Origin of the sequence: Sphingomonas sp. CCH9-E2 (assembly GCF_001557215.1) — a bacterium.
Lineage (GTDB): Bacteria > Pseudomonadota > Alphaproteobacteria > Sphingomonadales > Sphingomonadaceae > Sphingomonas.
Genome location: NZ_LSJM01000167.1, coordinates 1 through 12,210, shown reverse-complemented (window position 1 = coordinate 12,210; position 12,210 = coordinate 1). Strand labels below are relative to the sequence as shown.

Below are 12,210 nucleotides of genomic sequence, written 5' to 3'. Positions count from 1 at the left end.
CTCTCGCGCAACGCCGCAACCGCCGCGGAGACCGGGGTGCTGGCGCTCACCGCCCCGCTCGACTGGGCCCGGATCGAGCGCGCGGTACGACCGCAAGCCACCCGCATCCAGACCGACCTGGAGCGCGCCGGGCTGATGCTCGACCGCAGCGAGCGGGCCAATCTGCGCTATTGGGCGCTGCTGCCCTATGCGATGCTGCTGATGTTCGGGGCGACCAAGCTGGCGATCGGGGTCGAACGTGATCGCCCGGTCGGCTTTCTGATCGCGCTGCTGGTGATCACCGCAATCCTCGCGCTGATCCGCGCCGGGAGCATCGCCCGCCTCACCCGCGCCGGGACCGAGGCACTGGCCACGGCGCGCAAGACCGCCGATCGCATCCGCCGCGCCCCGCAAACCGAAGAGGCAGGCCTCGCGGTCGCGCTGTTCGGCACCGCCGTGCTGGCAGGCTCCGAGCTCGACGCCTTCCACAAGCTGCGCGCCGGAAGCGGCGATGGCGGCGGCGGCGGCGATTCGGGTAGTGGCGATGGCGGTTGCGGGAGCGGCGGGGGTTGCGGCGGTTGTGGGAGTTAGGCGAAAGCGGGTGAGCTCTTGAGCTGCTGATAGGCCGCGATCACCTTTTGCAGCGCGCCCTCGTGACTGCGGTCGCCGCCATTGCGATCGGGGTGGTAGCGCCGGACCAGGTCGGAATAGCGGCGGCGCAGCGCGGTGCGATCGGCATCGAGGTCGAGGTCGAGCGCCTTGAGCGCCTCGCGGTCCTTGCCCGACAGCGGCTTGCCGTCCTTGCGTTCCTGCGGGCGCGCCGCGCGGAAGCGCGCGCCGATCGCGTCGAGCGGATCGGCAAAGTCGGCCCAGCGCGGCGGGCGATCTGCCCCGCCGGTCGCGGTGAAGGCGCGCGATTCGGCTTCCCACCCGGCATAGGGCCGCTGCGCCGCGTGGATTTCCTCCGGGCTCATCCCGGCGAAGAAGTTGTAGCCTGCGTTGAACGCGCGGACATGGTCAAGGCACAGCCAGCGATAGGCGCCCGGCCCGTCGCCGCTGCGCCCGCCCGGTCCCGCGGGTGCGCGAAACTCGCCCGGCTCGGCGCAGCCCGGCTCCGCGCACAGCCGCCCCGGCGCCTCGACGCGGCCATGGAAACGGGCCTTGGGGCGATCTTTGGGGGCTTCGCGGGACACTCTGACTCCGGGGGAAAAACCGCCTATATAGGCGCGATGACCGACACCGCTACCGGCCCCGTCGCCGCCGAAATCACCGCCCGTCTCACCGCCGCGCTCGCTCCGTCGCGGCTGGATGTGATCAACGACAGCGCCAAGCATCGCGGACATATGGGCGACGATGGCAGCGGCGAATCGCACTTTACCGTGGTGATCGAAAGCGCGGCCTTTGCGGGCAAGTCCCGCCTCGACCGCCAGCGGCTGGTCAACCGCGCGCTCGGCGACCTGATGACCGATCGCGTCCATGCGATGGCGATCCGCGCGAGCGCGCCGGGGGAGGCGTGAGCGCGCGGCGCCCCCGCCCGGCCGCCCGCATCCTGCTGACCGATCGCGCGGGCCGCGTGCTGCTGTTCCGCTTCACCCCCGACGATCGCCCACCCTTCTGGTGCACGCCGGGTGGCGCGCTCGACCCCGGCGAAAGCTATGCTGAGGCCGCCCGCCGCGAACTGCGTGAGGAAACCGGCCTCGACCTCGACTGCGGACCCGAAGTGGCGCAGCGCGAAGTCGAGTTCGTGACGATCGAGGGCGATCCGGTCAGCGCCGACGAGCGTTACTTCGCCGTAGTCACCGAGGTAACCGACATCGACTGCGGCGCGCACACCGCGCTCGAACAGCGCGTGATGCGCGAATGGCGCTGGTTCACGCGCGACGAACTCGCCGCGCATGACGAACCCTATTTTCCCGAAGACCTGGGCGCGATGCTGGCGCTGCTGGAGACATGCTGATGACGCAGGACCTGTTCATCCACACTATCCACCCGACCAGCCACGATCTGGGCGGGTTCAAGGTGCACCGCACCCTCCCCTCGCGCCCGCGCACCATGGTCGGGCCGTTCATCTTCTTCGACCAGATGGGCCCGGCGCATCTTGAGGTCGGGACGGGCATCGATGTGCGCCCGCATCCGCATATCAACCTCGCCACCGTCACCTATCTCTTTGCCGGCGCGATCGACCATCGCGACAGCCTGGGCACCTTTGCGACGATCGAGCCGGGGGCGGTCAATCTGATGACCGCCGGCAACGGCATCGTCCATTCGGAGCGCTCGCCCGCTACCGAGCGCGCCGCCGGGCCGGAGCTGTCGGGCATCCAGACCTGGCTCGCCTTGCCCGAGCGGGTCGAGGAGATGGACCCCGCCTTCGAACATGTCGCCAAGGCCGATCTGCCCGTGATCGACAGCGGCGGGGCCAGGGCGCGGATCATCATGGGATCGCTGTGGGGGCAGACCGCGCCCACGACGACCTATGCCGGGACCATCTATGCCGACATCCTGCTCGATCCCCGCGCGAGCGTACCGATCGATGCCGAGGCGGACGAGCGCGCGGTCTATCTCGCGCTCGGCCAGGCCAGCCTAGACGGCGTCGAACTCGAGCCGCAGACGCTCTACGTCCTGCGCCCTGGCGTTGCCGCGCGCCTCACCTCACGCGACGGCGGCCGGGTGATGCTGTGCGGGGGCGAGGCGTTCAGCACGCCGCGCCATGTCTGGTGGAACTTCGTCTCGTCCGACCGCGACCGGATCAATCAGGCGAAGGAAGACTGGAAGGCCGGGCTGTTCCCCAAGGTGCCGGGCGACGACAAGGAATTCATCCCGATCCCGGAAGTGCCCAAGACCGTGAGTTATCCGTAATCATGTTCTTTCTACCGTCATGCTGAACTTGTTTCAGCATCCACCCTTCCATCCTCGGCTCCGTCGCCGGTGGAGCGGTGGATGCTGGAACAAGTTCAGGATGACGGTGGGAATTGGCTTGAACACCGCGGCAGAGGATGAAACAAACCGCATATTCGAAAAAAGGCGGGAGAGGCGTCGATGTCGGCCTTTGAACTTCAGCGAATCGCACTGCCAACTGGAGTGGAGCTTGACGTAGCTACCGCCGGCGATCCCGCCGCGCCTGCGATCATCCTGCTCCACGGCTTCCCCGAATCGCACCGCACCTGGCGGCACCAGATCCCGGAGCTGGCGAAGACCCATTTTGTGATCGCCCCGGACCAGCGCGGCTTTGCCCGCTCGTCCAAGCCGGAGGGGGTCGAGAATTACGCAGCCGACAAGCCGGTCAGCGACCTGCTCGCGCTTGCCAGCCATTTTGGCAAGGAGCGCTTCGTGCTGGTCGGACATGACTGGGGCGGGGCGATCGCGTGGATGGCGGCGCTGCAGCATCCCGACCGGATCGAGCGGCTGGTGATCGTCAACGCCCCCCACCCCTTCGTCTTCCAGAAATCGCTGTTCGACGACATGGGCCAGCGCGCGGCGAGCCAGTATATCCGCGCATTCCGCAACCCGGCGCTTGATGCGCAGATCGCGGCGATGGGGGTCGATCGTTTCTTCGACACCAGCTTCGCCAAGCATGTCGATCCCGATCTGGTCGCGCCCGAACGCGCCAATTACCTTGCCGAATGGAGCCAGCCCGGGGCGATGACCGCGATGCTCAACTGGTATCGCGCCAGCGCAATCGTGGTGCCGGCGATGGACGAGACGCCCGACCGTCCCGCCTTCCTCGACGCCCCCTTCCCGCCCCTGCGCATGCCGGTACTGGTGATCTGGGGGATGCGCGACGCGGCACTGCTGCCGGTGCAGCTGGAGGGGCTCGACGCGCTGATCCCGGATCTCACGCTGGTGAAGGTCGATGCCGGGCATTTTGTGCCATGGGAAAAGCCCCAGCCGGTCACCGACGCGATTCGGGAGTGGCTCAGGGTTTAGGCACCAGCGGGCGCCAGTTTCCGGTTAGTGGCGAATCGCGTTCCGCCACGAATGGCGCGCCGGGGCCGTTCGCGGCGATTCGCGCCTCCTCCGCCAGCGCCACGCGCAGCCGGTCGCGCCACTGCGGGTGCGATGGCGACTGGAACATGCCCGACCGCGCCTTGGCCACCGGATGCTGGCGGAAGCGGCTGGCGAGATCGGCGGGATAGCCCGCCCGCGCCAGCAGATGCACCGCCAGCGTATCGGCCTGCAGCTCGGCCTGCCGGAAAAAGCCCATGTTGCGGCCGAAGCCGGACAGCAATCCGAACTCGGCCCCTGCCGCCTTCAGCCGCTCGCGATGCCGCAGGATATTGTGCGCCAGCTCATGCGCGACCGCGACGACCACCAGATCGCCCTCGAACACATCGTAATAGCCCGAGCTGATCCGAACCATCTCGCCATTGGCGCTCGCCTCCAGCGCCGAGGTGATCGCCAGTTCATAGCGGGTGCGGCACGCCGGAACCGGCTGGATCGTAACCGTGAGCGGCGCACCGCCGCGTAGCAGCGTGACGCGAATCGGAGCGCCGGGCGGCAGGGCAGCGACGCCGCGCCAGAATGCGACCAGCCGATCCGAAGACGGCGGCCCGTCCGCCTGCGGAGCGATCAGGATGTCGCCAAAGCGCACGATCGTGTCGTCGGCGCGCACGCCGGCGCGCTCCGCCGGGCTTCCCGCCACCACACCCTCCACCGCGAGCGCCCCGGCAAAGCGGAAATGCGCCGCCACTGCCGGACGCAACGCCTGCGCATATTGGTCGAGCGTGTGGATCTGGATGCCGTGCCCGGGCTCCAGCCGGTCGCACAGCGCGGCATTGGCAGTGCTCAGCCGGTATCCAGCCTCCGCCAGCCGCATATCGGCGGCCCGGAACCCTTCGAACAGCGCTGAATCATCGGCGGCCTGCGCGTAAACTTGTGTGCCGCATGCGGCCAACACCATGATCAGCAGGAGATGGAATAAGCGGACACCGCAACGCATGCCGGGCCTTATGCCCCATCGCGGTTCGGGTCGAAAGCCGGACCGCGCGATTCGGTGAAACGCCGTTGCGGCAGTGGTGTTCGTCACGCCGGCGGACGGGAATGCGGCGCTGCGGCGAAAACCGTTGCCTCATCGCCACAATTTCAGACGAATAATGGCATTACACGCCTTGCGAGTTGACGTCAGTGCCACAAAAACTTAACCCTTCCCGTGCAAAGGCCGTCTTGGCTGTTGCTCGGTACACATTTCGGCGGGTGCGAAATCGCCCAAGGGAGTGGGAACCGGTCAATGACTATGGCGTTCTGGTCGCAACCGGAGTTGCTCGATTTGGGTGTTTTACCCTGTTGAGCTTAAACTTTGGCTGTGGCATAGGGCACGCGCTACAACACTGCGTGAGAATAAGAAGAGGGAGCAATTTATGCGGTTGGCAAAGTTGATGATGGCCGTTGCGGCCTGCTCGCTTGCAACGACCCCGGCGCTGGCCGCGCCCCAGGCGTCGGTTTCGAAGGCTGAGGCAGCACGCGTTGCGACCCCGGCGGGTGAGTCGAACCTGCAGGACGGTGGTTTCCCCTTCCTGATCGTGTTCGTGGTGGTTGCAGTTGGCCTCGGCATCTACGCCGCGACCAGCGCTGACGATCAGCCGACTAGCCCGTAAGCTGGTCTGCAAGACGAGTTTCGAGATGGCGGCCCTCGGGCCGCCATTTTTTTTCGCTGTGGTCGTCAAGGGCTGTGGTTCGATCGCTGTTGCGATCGAGTCCGGCGACCCTGCTGGGTGCCGCTGATACAATTTGCGACATACCGAATCGTCCGCGGGCACGGCGATGCACTCGGCACGGCACATCGACTGCTTGCCGGTTCAGCGCCTCACGAGCGCGAAGCAGCCCGAGCCGTTGGCGATGGCATGCATCGACCGATCGCCGACCGACGGACGTGCCGCCTGACGGAAAGCGCGCTTACCGAATCAGCCCGCGCGCAAATTCCAGCACCGCCGGGCCGATATCCTCACGCTCCAGCGCCAGCGCGAGATTGGCCTGTGCATAGCCCGCCTTGTCGCCACAGTCGTAGCGCGTCCCCTGGAACGTCACGCCGTGGAACGGCTGATCGCCGATCATCCGCGCCATCGCGTCGGTCAGCTGGATCTCGCCGCCCGCGCCGGCTTCCTGCGTCTCCAGCACCCGCATCACTTCGGGCTGAAGGATGTAGCGGCCGATCACCGCCAGGTTCGACGGCGCCGTCCCCGGCTTGGGCTTTTCGACCAGCCCCTGAACCTGCGTCAGCGTGCCGTCGCGCGTGCCCGGGGTGATCACGCCATATTTGTCGGTCTGCGATTCGGGCACTTCCTGCGCACAGATCAGGTTACCGCCCACCTGGTTATAGGCGTCCACCATCTGCTTGAGACAGCCGGGCTGGCCGACCATGAAGTCGTCGGCGAGCAGCACCGCGAACGGCTCGTCCCCGACAATGTCGCGCGCGCACCATACCGCATGACCCAACCCCATCGGCTCCTGCTGGCGGACATAGGCGATCGAACCGGGCTTGAGCCGCGTCGGCTCCAGAATGTCGAGCGACTTGCCGCGCGACGCCATCGTCGCTTCCAGCTCGTACGCGATGTCGAAATGATCCTCGATCGCGCTCTTGCCGCGGCCGGTGACGAAGATCATCTGCTCGATCCCCGCCTCGATCGCCTCGTCCACCGCATATTGGATCAGCGGGCGATCGACGACCGGCAGCATCTCCTTGGGCATCGCCTTGGTGGCGGGCAGGAACCGGGTGCCAAGACCCCCGACGGGGAACACGGCCTTGCGCAGCTTCTTGATCGTCATGCTCAAATCTCCTGCGCGTCGCATTAGCGCACATCGCCCATAGAACAAGGCCGGGCTTTGGGTTAGGCGGCGCGCGAACCGTGAGGGGGAATGAGCCGAGATGAACGACCTGACCAACCGCCGCGTCCTCGTCACCGGCTCTGCGGGCTTTATCGGGTTCCACACCGCCAGCCTGTTGCTCCAGTCGGGTGCGAAGGTGCTGGGGGTCGATAATTTCACCCCCTATTACGACCCGTCGCTCAAGGAGCGGCGCAACGCGATCCTGTCGAACCACGCCAATTTCGAGCTCGCGCGCATCTCGATCGAGGATGGCGCCGCACTGACGGATGCGTGGAAGGCGTTTGCCCCGGACGCGGTCATCCACCTCGCGGCGCAGGCCGGGGTGCGCTACAGCATCGACCATCCCGCCGATTATGTCGGCACCAATATCGTCGGCACGTTCAACCTGATGGAGCTGGCGCGACATCACCCCGTCCGTCACTTCCTCGCCGCATCGACCAGTTCGGTCTATGGCGCGAACACCGCGATGCCGTTCGACGAGCTGCAGCGGACGCAGACGCCGATGAGCCTCTATGCCGCGACCAAGGGCGCGACCGAGTTGATGGGGCACAGCTATGCCCATCTGTTCGGCATCCCGACCACCTTTTTCCGCTTCTTCACCGTCTATGGCCCCTGGGGCCGACCCGACATGGCGTTGTTCAAATTTGCGGACGCGATGCTGCGCGACCAGCCGATCGACGTGTACAACAACGGCCAGATGGCGCGCGACTTCACCTATGTCGACGACCTCGTCCGCTCGATCGTCGATCTGGTGTCGGCAGTTCCGGGCAGCGAGCCGGTCGGGCCGCATGACAGCCTGTCGCCCGCCGCGCCGTTCCGCGTCGTCAATATCGGCGGCGGCACGCCGACCCCGCTGATGGATTACATCGCCGCGCTGGAAAAGGCGCTGGGCATGACCGCGAAGAAGAACTTCCTGCCGATGCAGGCCGGCGACGTCCCCGCCACCGAAGCCTCACCCGCTCTGCTCCGCGCCCTCACCGGCCGCGTGCCGACCACGCCCGTCGAACGGGGCGTGGCGGAATTCGTGCGCTGGTACCGCGAGCATGTCGCGGCGGAGACCGCCTAAACCGCCCCGCTCTTCGCCACCAGGTCGAGCACCGGCGCCGCCCATTCGCGGCGGCAGATGAGCAGGTCGGGGAGCGACAGCTCGGCGTCGTTGTAGCGGATCGGCGACCCGTCGATCCGCGAGACGTGCAGCCCCGCAGCGGCGGCGACCGCGGCGGGGGCGCAATTGTCCCACTGATACTGCCCGCCGGAGTGGAGGTAGATTTCCGCCTCCCCCAGCACCACCGCCATCGCCTTAGCCCCGGCCGAGCCCATGCCGACCAGTTCCGCCCCGATCGCCTCGGCCACCCCGGTGCACAGCTGCGTCGCGCGGGTCCGGCTGACCAGCATGCGCGGTGGCGTGGCGGCAGGAGGCAGTTCCGGCGGCTGGGCGGTGCAGAGCGTCACGCCGCGCCGCGGCAGCGCCACCGCACCCACCGCCGCGACGCCATCGATCGACAGGCCGATATGGACGGCCCAATCGTCGCGCCCTTCACCAAATTCCCGCGTCCCGTCGAGCGGATCGACAATCCACACCCGCCGGGATTGCAACCGCGCGAGATCGTCGGCGGACTCCTCCGACAGGATCGGGTCGTCCGGCCGCGCGCTGCGCAGCAGGTCGAGGATCAGCGCATTCGCCTCCCGATCCCCGCGCGCGCCGTCCGCGCCATCATCCTGGATCGCGCGCAACAGATCGGCCGCCGCATCCGCGACCTGACGGGCCAGCACTGCATCATCCACCATCGTCACAGCACCGGCGACCAGATGCCCAGGATATGCTCGACCACCAGATCGGCGGCGGCTTCGGGCGTCATGCTCTGCGTATCGATGCGAATCTCGGGATTCATCGGCGCCTCATAGGGGCTGGTGATCCCGGTGAAATTGGCAATCTCGCCCGCGCGCGCCTTTTTATACAGGCCCTTCACGTCGCGACGCTCCGCCTCTTCCAGCGGGGTATCGACGAAGATCTCGAAGAACTCGCCTTCGGGCAGCATCCGGCGCACCATCTCCCGCTCCGCCCGGAACGGCGAGATGAAGGCGGTCAGGACGATCAGCCCCGCGTCGCACATCAATTTCGCGACCTCACCCACGCGGCGGATATTCTCGATCCGGTCGGCGTCGCTGAAGCCCAGATCCTTGTTGAGGCCGTGGCGGACATTGTCGCCGTCGAGCAGGAAGCTGTGCTTGCCCAGCGCGTGCAGCTTCTTCTCGACCAGATTGGCGATGGTCGACTTGCCCGACCCGGACAGGCCGGTGAACCACAAGAGCCGCGGATGCTGGCCCTTTTGCGCGGCATGCGCCTCGCGGGTGATTTCCAGCGCCTGCCAATGGACATTCTGCGCGCGGCGCAGCGCGAAATTGAGCATGCCCGCCGCGACGGTGGCGTTGGTCAGCTTGTCGATCAGGATGAAGCCGCCCAGGTCGTGGCTGTCGGCATAGGGTTCGAACACGATCCCGCGGTCGGTATAGACCTCCGCCACGCCGATATCGTTGAGGTTCAGCGTCTTCGCGCTCAGCTCGGCCATGGTGTTGACGCAGATGACGTGGCGCGGCGGCTGCACCGTCGCGCTGACGGTCTGCGTGCCGAGCTTGAGCCAATAGGCGCGGCCGGGCAGCAGCTCTTCCTGATCCATCCACACGATGGTCGCCTGGAACTGGTCGGCGACCTCCGGCGGCGCATCCGCCGCGACGATCACGTCCCCGCGCGAGCAATCGACCTCGTCCGTCAGCGTCAGCGTCACCGACTGGTCGCGCCCCGCCTCCGCCAGATCGCCGTCATAGGTGACGATCCGCGCGACGGTGCTGGTGCGACCCGAGGGAAGGATGCGCACCGCGTCGCCCGGCTTGACCGATCCGCTGGCGATCGTGCCGGCGAACCCGCGAAAGTCGAGATTGGGACGATTGACCCATTGCACCGGCATGCGGAACGGGCGCGCATCGCCCTCCCCGCCCACCGGCACGGTTTCGAGATGCTCGATCAGCGAAGGCCCGGCATACCAGGGCGTGTTGGCGCTCGCGCCGGTGATGTTATCGCCCTTGAACCCCGAAATCGGGATCGCGGTGAAGTCGGCAATACCAATGCTGGTGGCGAAGGCGCGATAGTCGGCGACGATCGCGTCGAACGTCGCGCGGTCATAGCCGACCAGATCCATCTTGTTCACCGCCAGCACGATGTGGCGGATGCCGATCAGGTGCGCGAGGAAGCTGTGCCGGCGCGTCTGCGTGAGCACGCCCTTGCGCGCGTCGATCAGGATGACGGCCAGGTCGGCGGTCGACGCGCCGGTGACCATGTTGCGCGTGTACTGCTCATGCCCCGGCGTGTCCGCGACGATGAACTTGCGCTTTTCGGTCGCGAAAAAGCGATAGGCGACGTCGATCGTAATCCCCTGCTCACGCTCGGCGGCGAGGCCGTCGACGAGCAGGGCGAAGTCGATCTCCTGCCCCTGCGTCCCCACCCGCTTCGAATCGGCTTCGAGGGCGGCGAGCTGATCCTCGAAGATCATCTTCGAATCGTAGAGCAGCCGCCCGATCAGCGTCGATTTGCCGTCGTCCACCGAGCCACAGGTGATGAAGCGCAGCAGCGATTTCGACTGATGCTGTTCGAGATAGGCGGAAATGTCGGACGCGATCAGCGCGTCGGGGCGATAGGAGGAGTCGGTCATAGATCCAATCCGTCGCCCCGGCGAAGGCCGGGGCCGCTAGCGGTCGTGAGGGCACGGCGTGCGGCAGGCGGCCCCGGCCTGCGCCGGGGTTGACCCTTCGTCACGCTTCGCATGACGTGGCGGGTCAAAAATACCCCTCCTGCTTCTTCTTCTCCATCGACGCGGCCTGATCGTGATCGATCGCGCGGCCCTGACGTTCGGAGGTGGTGGTCAGCAGCATCTCCTGGATCACTTCGTCGAGCGTCGCCGCCTCGCTCTCGACCGCGCCGGTGAGCGGGTAGCAGCCGAGCGTGCGGAAGCGGACCGACCGCATCACCGGCGTTTCGCCATCCAGCGGGAAGCGATCGTCATCGACCATCAGCAGCATGCCGTCGCGCACCACCGTCGGACGCGGCGCGGCGAAGTAGAGGGGTACGATCTCGATCCCCTCGGCGCGGATATACTGCCAGATGTCGAGTTCGGTCCAGTTGGACAGCGGAAAGGCGCGGATGCTCTCGCCCTTGGCCTTGCGCGCATTGTAGAGCCGCCACAATTCGGGCCGCTGCGCCTTGGGGTCCCAGCGGTGGCTGGCCGAGCGGAAGCTGAACACGCGCTCCTTGGCGCGGCTCTTTTCCTCGTCGCGCCGCGCGCCGCCGAATGCCGCGTCGAATCCGTACTTGTCGAGCGCCTGTTTCAGCCCCTCGGTCTTCCACATATCGGTGTGGACGCCACCATGGTCGAACGGGTTGATGCCGCGCGCCTTGGCCTCAGGATTCTGATGGACCAGCAGCTCCATCCCTGCCTCCTGCGCGGTGCGATTGCGCAGTTCGTACATCGCCTGGAACTTCCACGTCGTATCGACATGGAGCAGCGGGAAGGGCGGCGGAGCGGGGAAGAACGCCTTTTTGGCGAGGTGCAGCATCACCGCGCTGTCCTTGCCGACCGAATAGAGCATCACCGGCCGCTCGGCCTCGGCAACCACTTCGCGCAGGATGTGGATGCTCTCGGCCTCAAGCCGGGCAAGATGTGTGAGGGAAGTCATGGGCCGTCATCTATGGATCACGTCCGCGTGCTGCGATCTAGTATTTGTTTAGCCCCCCTCAAGCGCGACGCGGTCCCGGTGCACCATGCCCTGCCCACGCCATTTTTGGGTCGCATGGCGCGCTCCACCTGTGCATAGGGCGGCCAGACAGCCGCGACGAAAGGGACACTCAGCGTGCGTATTGCGATGATCGGCACGGGCTATGTCGGCCTGGTTTCCGGGGCGTGCTTCTCCGACTTCGGGCATGACGTGGTGTGCGTCGACAAGGACGCGCGCAAGATCGAACTGCTGCACCAGAATGTCATGCCGATCTATGAGCCCGGTTTGGCCGAGCTGGTCGCGTCGAACGTCAAGGCCGGGCGCCTGTCCTTCACCACCGACCTGGCCGAAGGGGTCAAGGGCGCGGACGCCGTGTTCATCGCGGTCGGCACGCCCAGCCGGCGCGGCGACGGCCATGCCGACCTGTCCTATGTCTTTGCCGCAGCGGAAGAGATCGTGGCTGCCGTCGATGGCCCGACGGTGATCGTCACCAAATCGACCGTCCCGGTCGGCACCGGCGACGAAGTCGAACGCATCGTCGCGCGCATCGCCCCGGACAAGGGCATCACCGTCGTCTCCAACCCCGAATTCCTGCGCGAAGGCGCGGCGATCAGCGACTTCAAGCGGCCCGACCGCGTTGTCGTC

Annotated in this window: 13 protein-coding genes and 1 pseudogene; 8 read left to right on the top strand and 6 right to left on the bottom strand. The window is 66.7% G+C overall.

The genetic code is table 11. The annotated features are described in order from the left end of the window. The coding region (locus AX681_RS08650; RefSeq protein WP_066682065.1) for a TIGR04222 domain-containing membrane protein at positions 1-570 on the top strand (570 nt) is incomplete at its 5' end. On the opposite strand, the gene AX681_RS08645 is transcribed toward AX681_RS08650, so the two are convergent. After that, positions 567-1,172 carry a J domain-containing protein gene (locus tag AX681_RS08645; RefSeq protein WP_066658221.1) on the bottom strand — a complete coding sequence of 202 codons (606 nt, stop codon included), beginning with the start codon at positions 1,170-1,172 and terminating at the stop codon, positions 567-569. The two genes, AX681_RS08650 and AX681_RS08645, sit on opposite strands and share 4 nt — an antisense overlap. Before the next feature lie 36 nt (positions 1,173-1,208). Between AX681_RS08645 and AX681_RS08640 the strand changes: the two genes are divergently transcribed. From AX681_RS08640 to AX681_RS08625, 4 genes are all read left to right on the top strand, one after another. Continuing rightward, positions 1,209-1,496: a BolA family protein gene (locus AX681_RS08640; RefSeq protein WP_066658218.1), complete on the top strand. Its 288-nt coding sequence runs from the start codon at positions 1,209-1,211 to the stop codon at positions 1,494-1,496. Further along, complete coding sequence (locus tag AX681_RS08635; protein ID WP_066658215.1) at positions 1,493-1,936, top strand: NUDIX hydrolase; 444 nt, start codon at positions 1,493-1,495, stop codon at positions 1,934-1,936. The genes AX681_RS08640 and AX681_RS08635 overlap by 4 nt, the downstream gene beginning before the upstream one ends. Beyond that, positions 1,936-2,835 (top strand): pirin family protein, encoded by a 900-nt coding sequence (locus AX681_RS08630; RefSeq protein ID WP_066658227.1) that lies wholly within the window; start codon positions 1,936-1,938, stop codon positions 2,833-2,835. The genes AX681_RS08635 and AX681_RS08630 overlap by 1 nt, the downstream gene beginning before the upstream one ends. Before the next feature lie 180 nt (positions 2,836-3,015). Then, positions 3,016-3,903 (top strand): alpha/beta fold hydrolase, encoded by an 888-nt coding sequence (locus tag AX681_RS08625; RefSeq protein ID WP_066658212.1) that lies wholly within the window; start codon positions 3,016-3,018, stop codon positions 3,901-3,903. Here AX681_RS08625 and AX681_RS08620 read toward each other — a convergent pair. Further along, entirely contained in the window at positions 3,893-4,915 is a 1,023-nt protein-coding gene (locus AX681_RS08620) for a M48 family metallopeptidase (RefSeq protein ID WP_066658209.1), read from the bottom strand. The two genes, AX681_RS08625 and AX681_RS08620, sit on opposite strands and share 11 nt — an antisense overlap. Positions 4,916-5,333: 418 nt before the next feature. Between AX681_RS08620 and AX681_RS08615 the strand changes: the two genes are divergently transcribed. Beyond that, the gene (locus tag AX681_RS08615; protein WP_066658198.1) at positions 5,334-5,570 is read left to right on the top strand and encodes a hypothetical protein; all 237 of its coding nucleotides are present in this window, start codon (positions 5,334-5,336) and stop codon (positions 5,568-5,570) included. A 298-nt stretch (positions 5,571-5,868) separates the two neighbouring features. On the opposite strand, the gene galU is transcribed toward AX681_RS08615, so the two are convergent. After that, positions 5,869-6,738 carry a UTP--glucose-1-phosphate uridylyltransferase GalU gene (galU, locus tag AX681_RS08610; protein ID WP_066658195.1) on the bottom strand — a complete coding sequence of 290 codons (870 nt, stop codon included), beginning with the start codon at positions 6,736-6,738 and terminating at the stop codon, positions 5,869-5,871. A 100-nt stretch (positions 6,739-6,838) separates the two neighbouring features. Here galU and AX681_RS08605 point away from each other — a divergent pair, with 100 nt between their 5' ends. Then, positions 6,839-7,864: an NAD-dependent epimerase/dehydratase family protein gene (locus AX681_RS08605; protein ID WP_066658193.1), complete on the top strand. Its 1,026-nt coding sequence runs from the start codon at positions 6,839-6,841 to the stop codon at positions 7,862-7,864. Here AX681_RS08605 and AX681_RS08600 read toward each other — a convergent pair. The 3 genes from AX681_RS08600 to cysD all read right to left on the bottom strand — a co-directional run bounded on the left by AX681_RS08600 (position 7,861) and on the right by cysD (position 11,526). Further along, on the bottom strand, positions 7,861-8,586 hold the full coding sequence (locus AX681_RS08600; protein ID WP_066658191.1) for a 3'(2'),5'-bisphosphate nucleotidase CysQ: 726 nt from the start codon (positions 8,584-8,586) through the stop codon (positions 7,861-7,863). The genes AX681_RS08605 and AX681_RS08600 overlap by 4 nt on opposite strands. Positions 8,587-8,588: 2 nt before the next feature. Then, complete coding sequence (gene cysN, locus AX681_RS08595) at positions 8,589-10,505, bottom strand: sulfate adenylyltransferase subunit CysN (protein ID WP_066658189.1); 1,917 nt, start codon at positions 10,503-10,505, stop codon at positions 8,589-8,591. 124 nt (positions 10,506-10,629) lie between these two features. Next, positions 10,630-11,526, bottom strand: a complete 897-nt coding sequence (cysD, locus tag AX681_RS08590) for a sulfate adenylyltransferase subunit CysD (protein ID WP_066658185.1) — start codon at positions 11,524-11,526, stop codon at positions 10,630-10,632. Between the two features lie 174 nt (positions 11,527-11,700). On the opposite strand from cysD, the pseudogene AX681_RS08585 reads away from it, so the two are divergent. Then, positions 11,701-12,210 (top strand): annotated as a pseudogene (locus AX681_RS08585) (UDP-glucose/GDP-mannose dehydrogenase family protein); the annotation flags it as partial.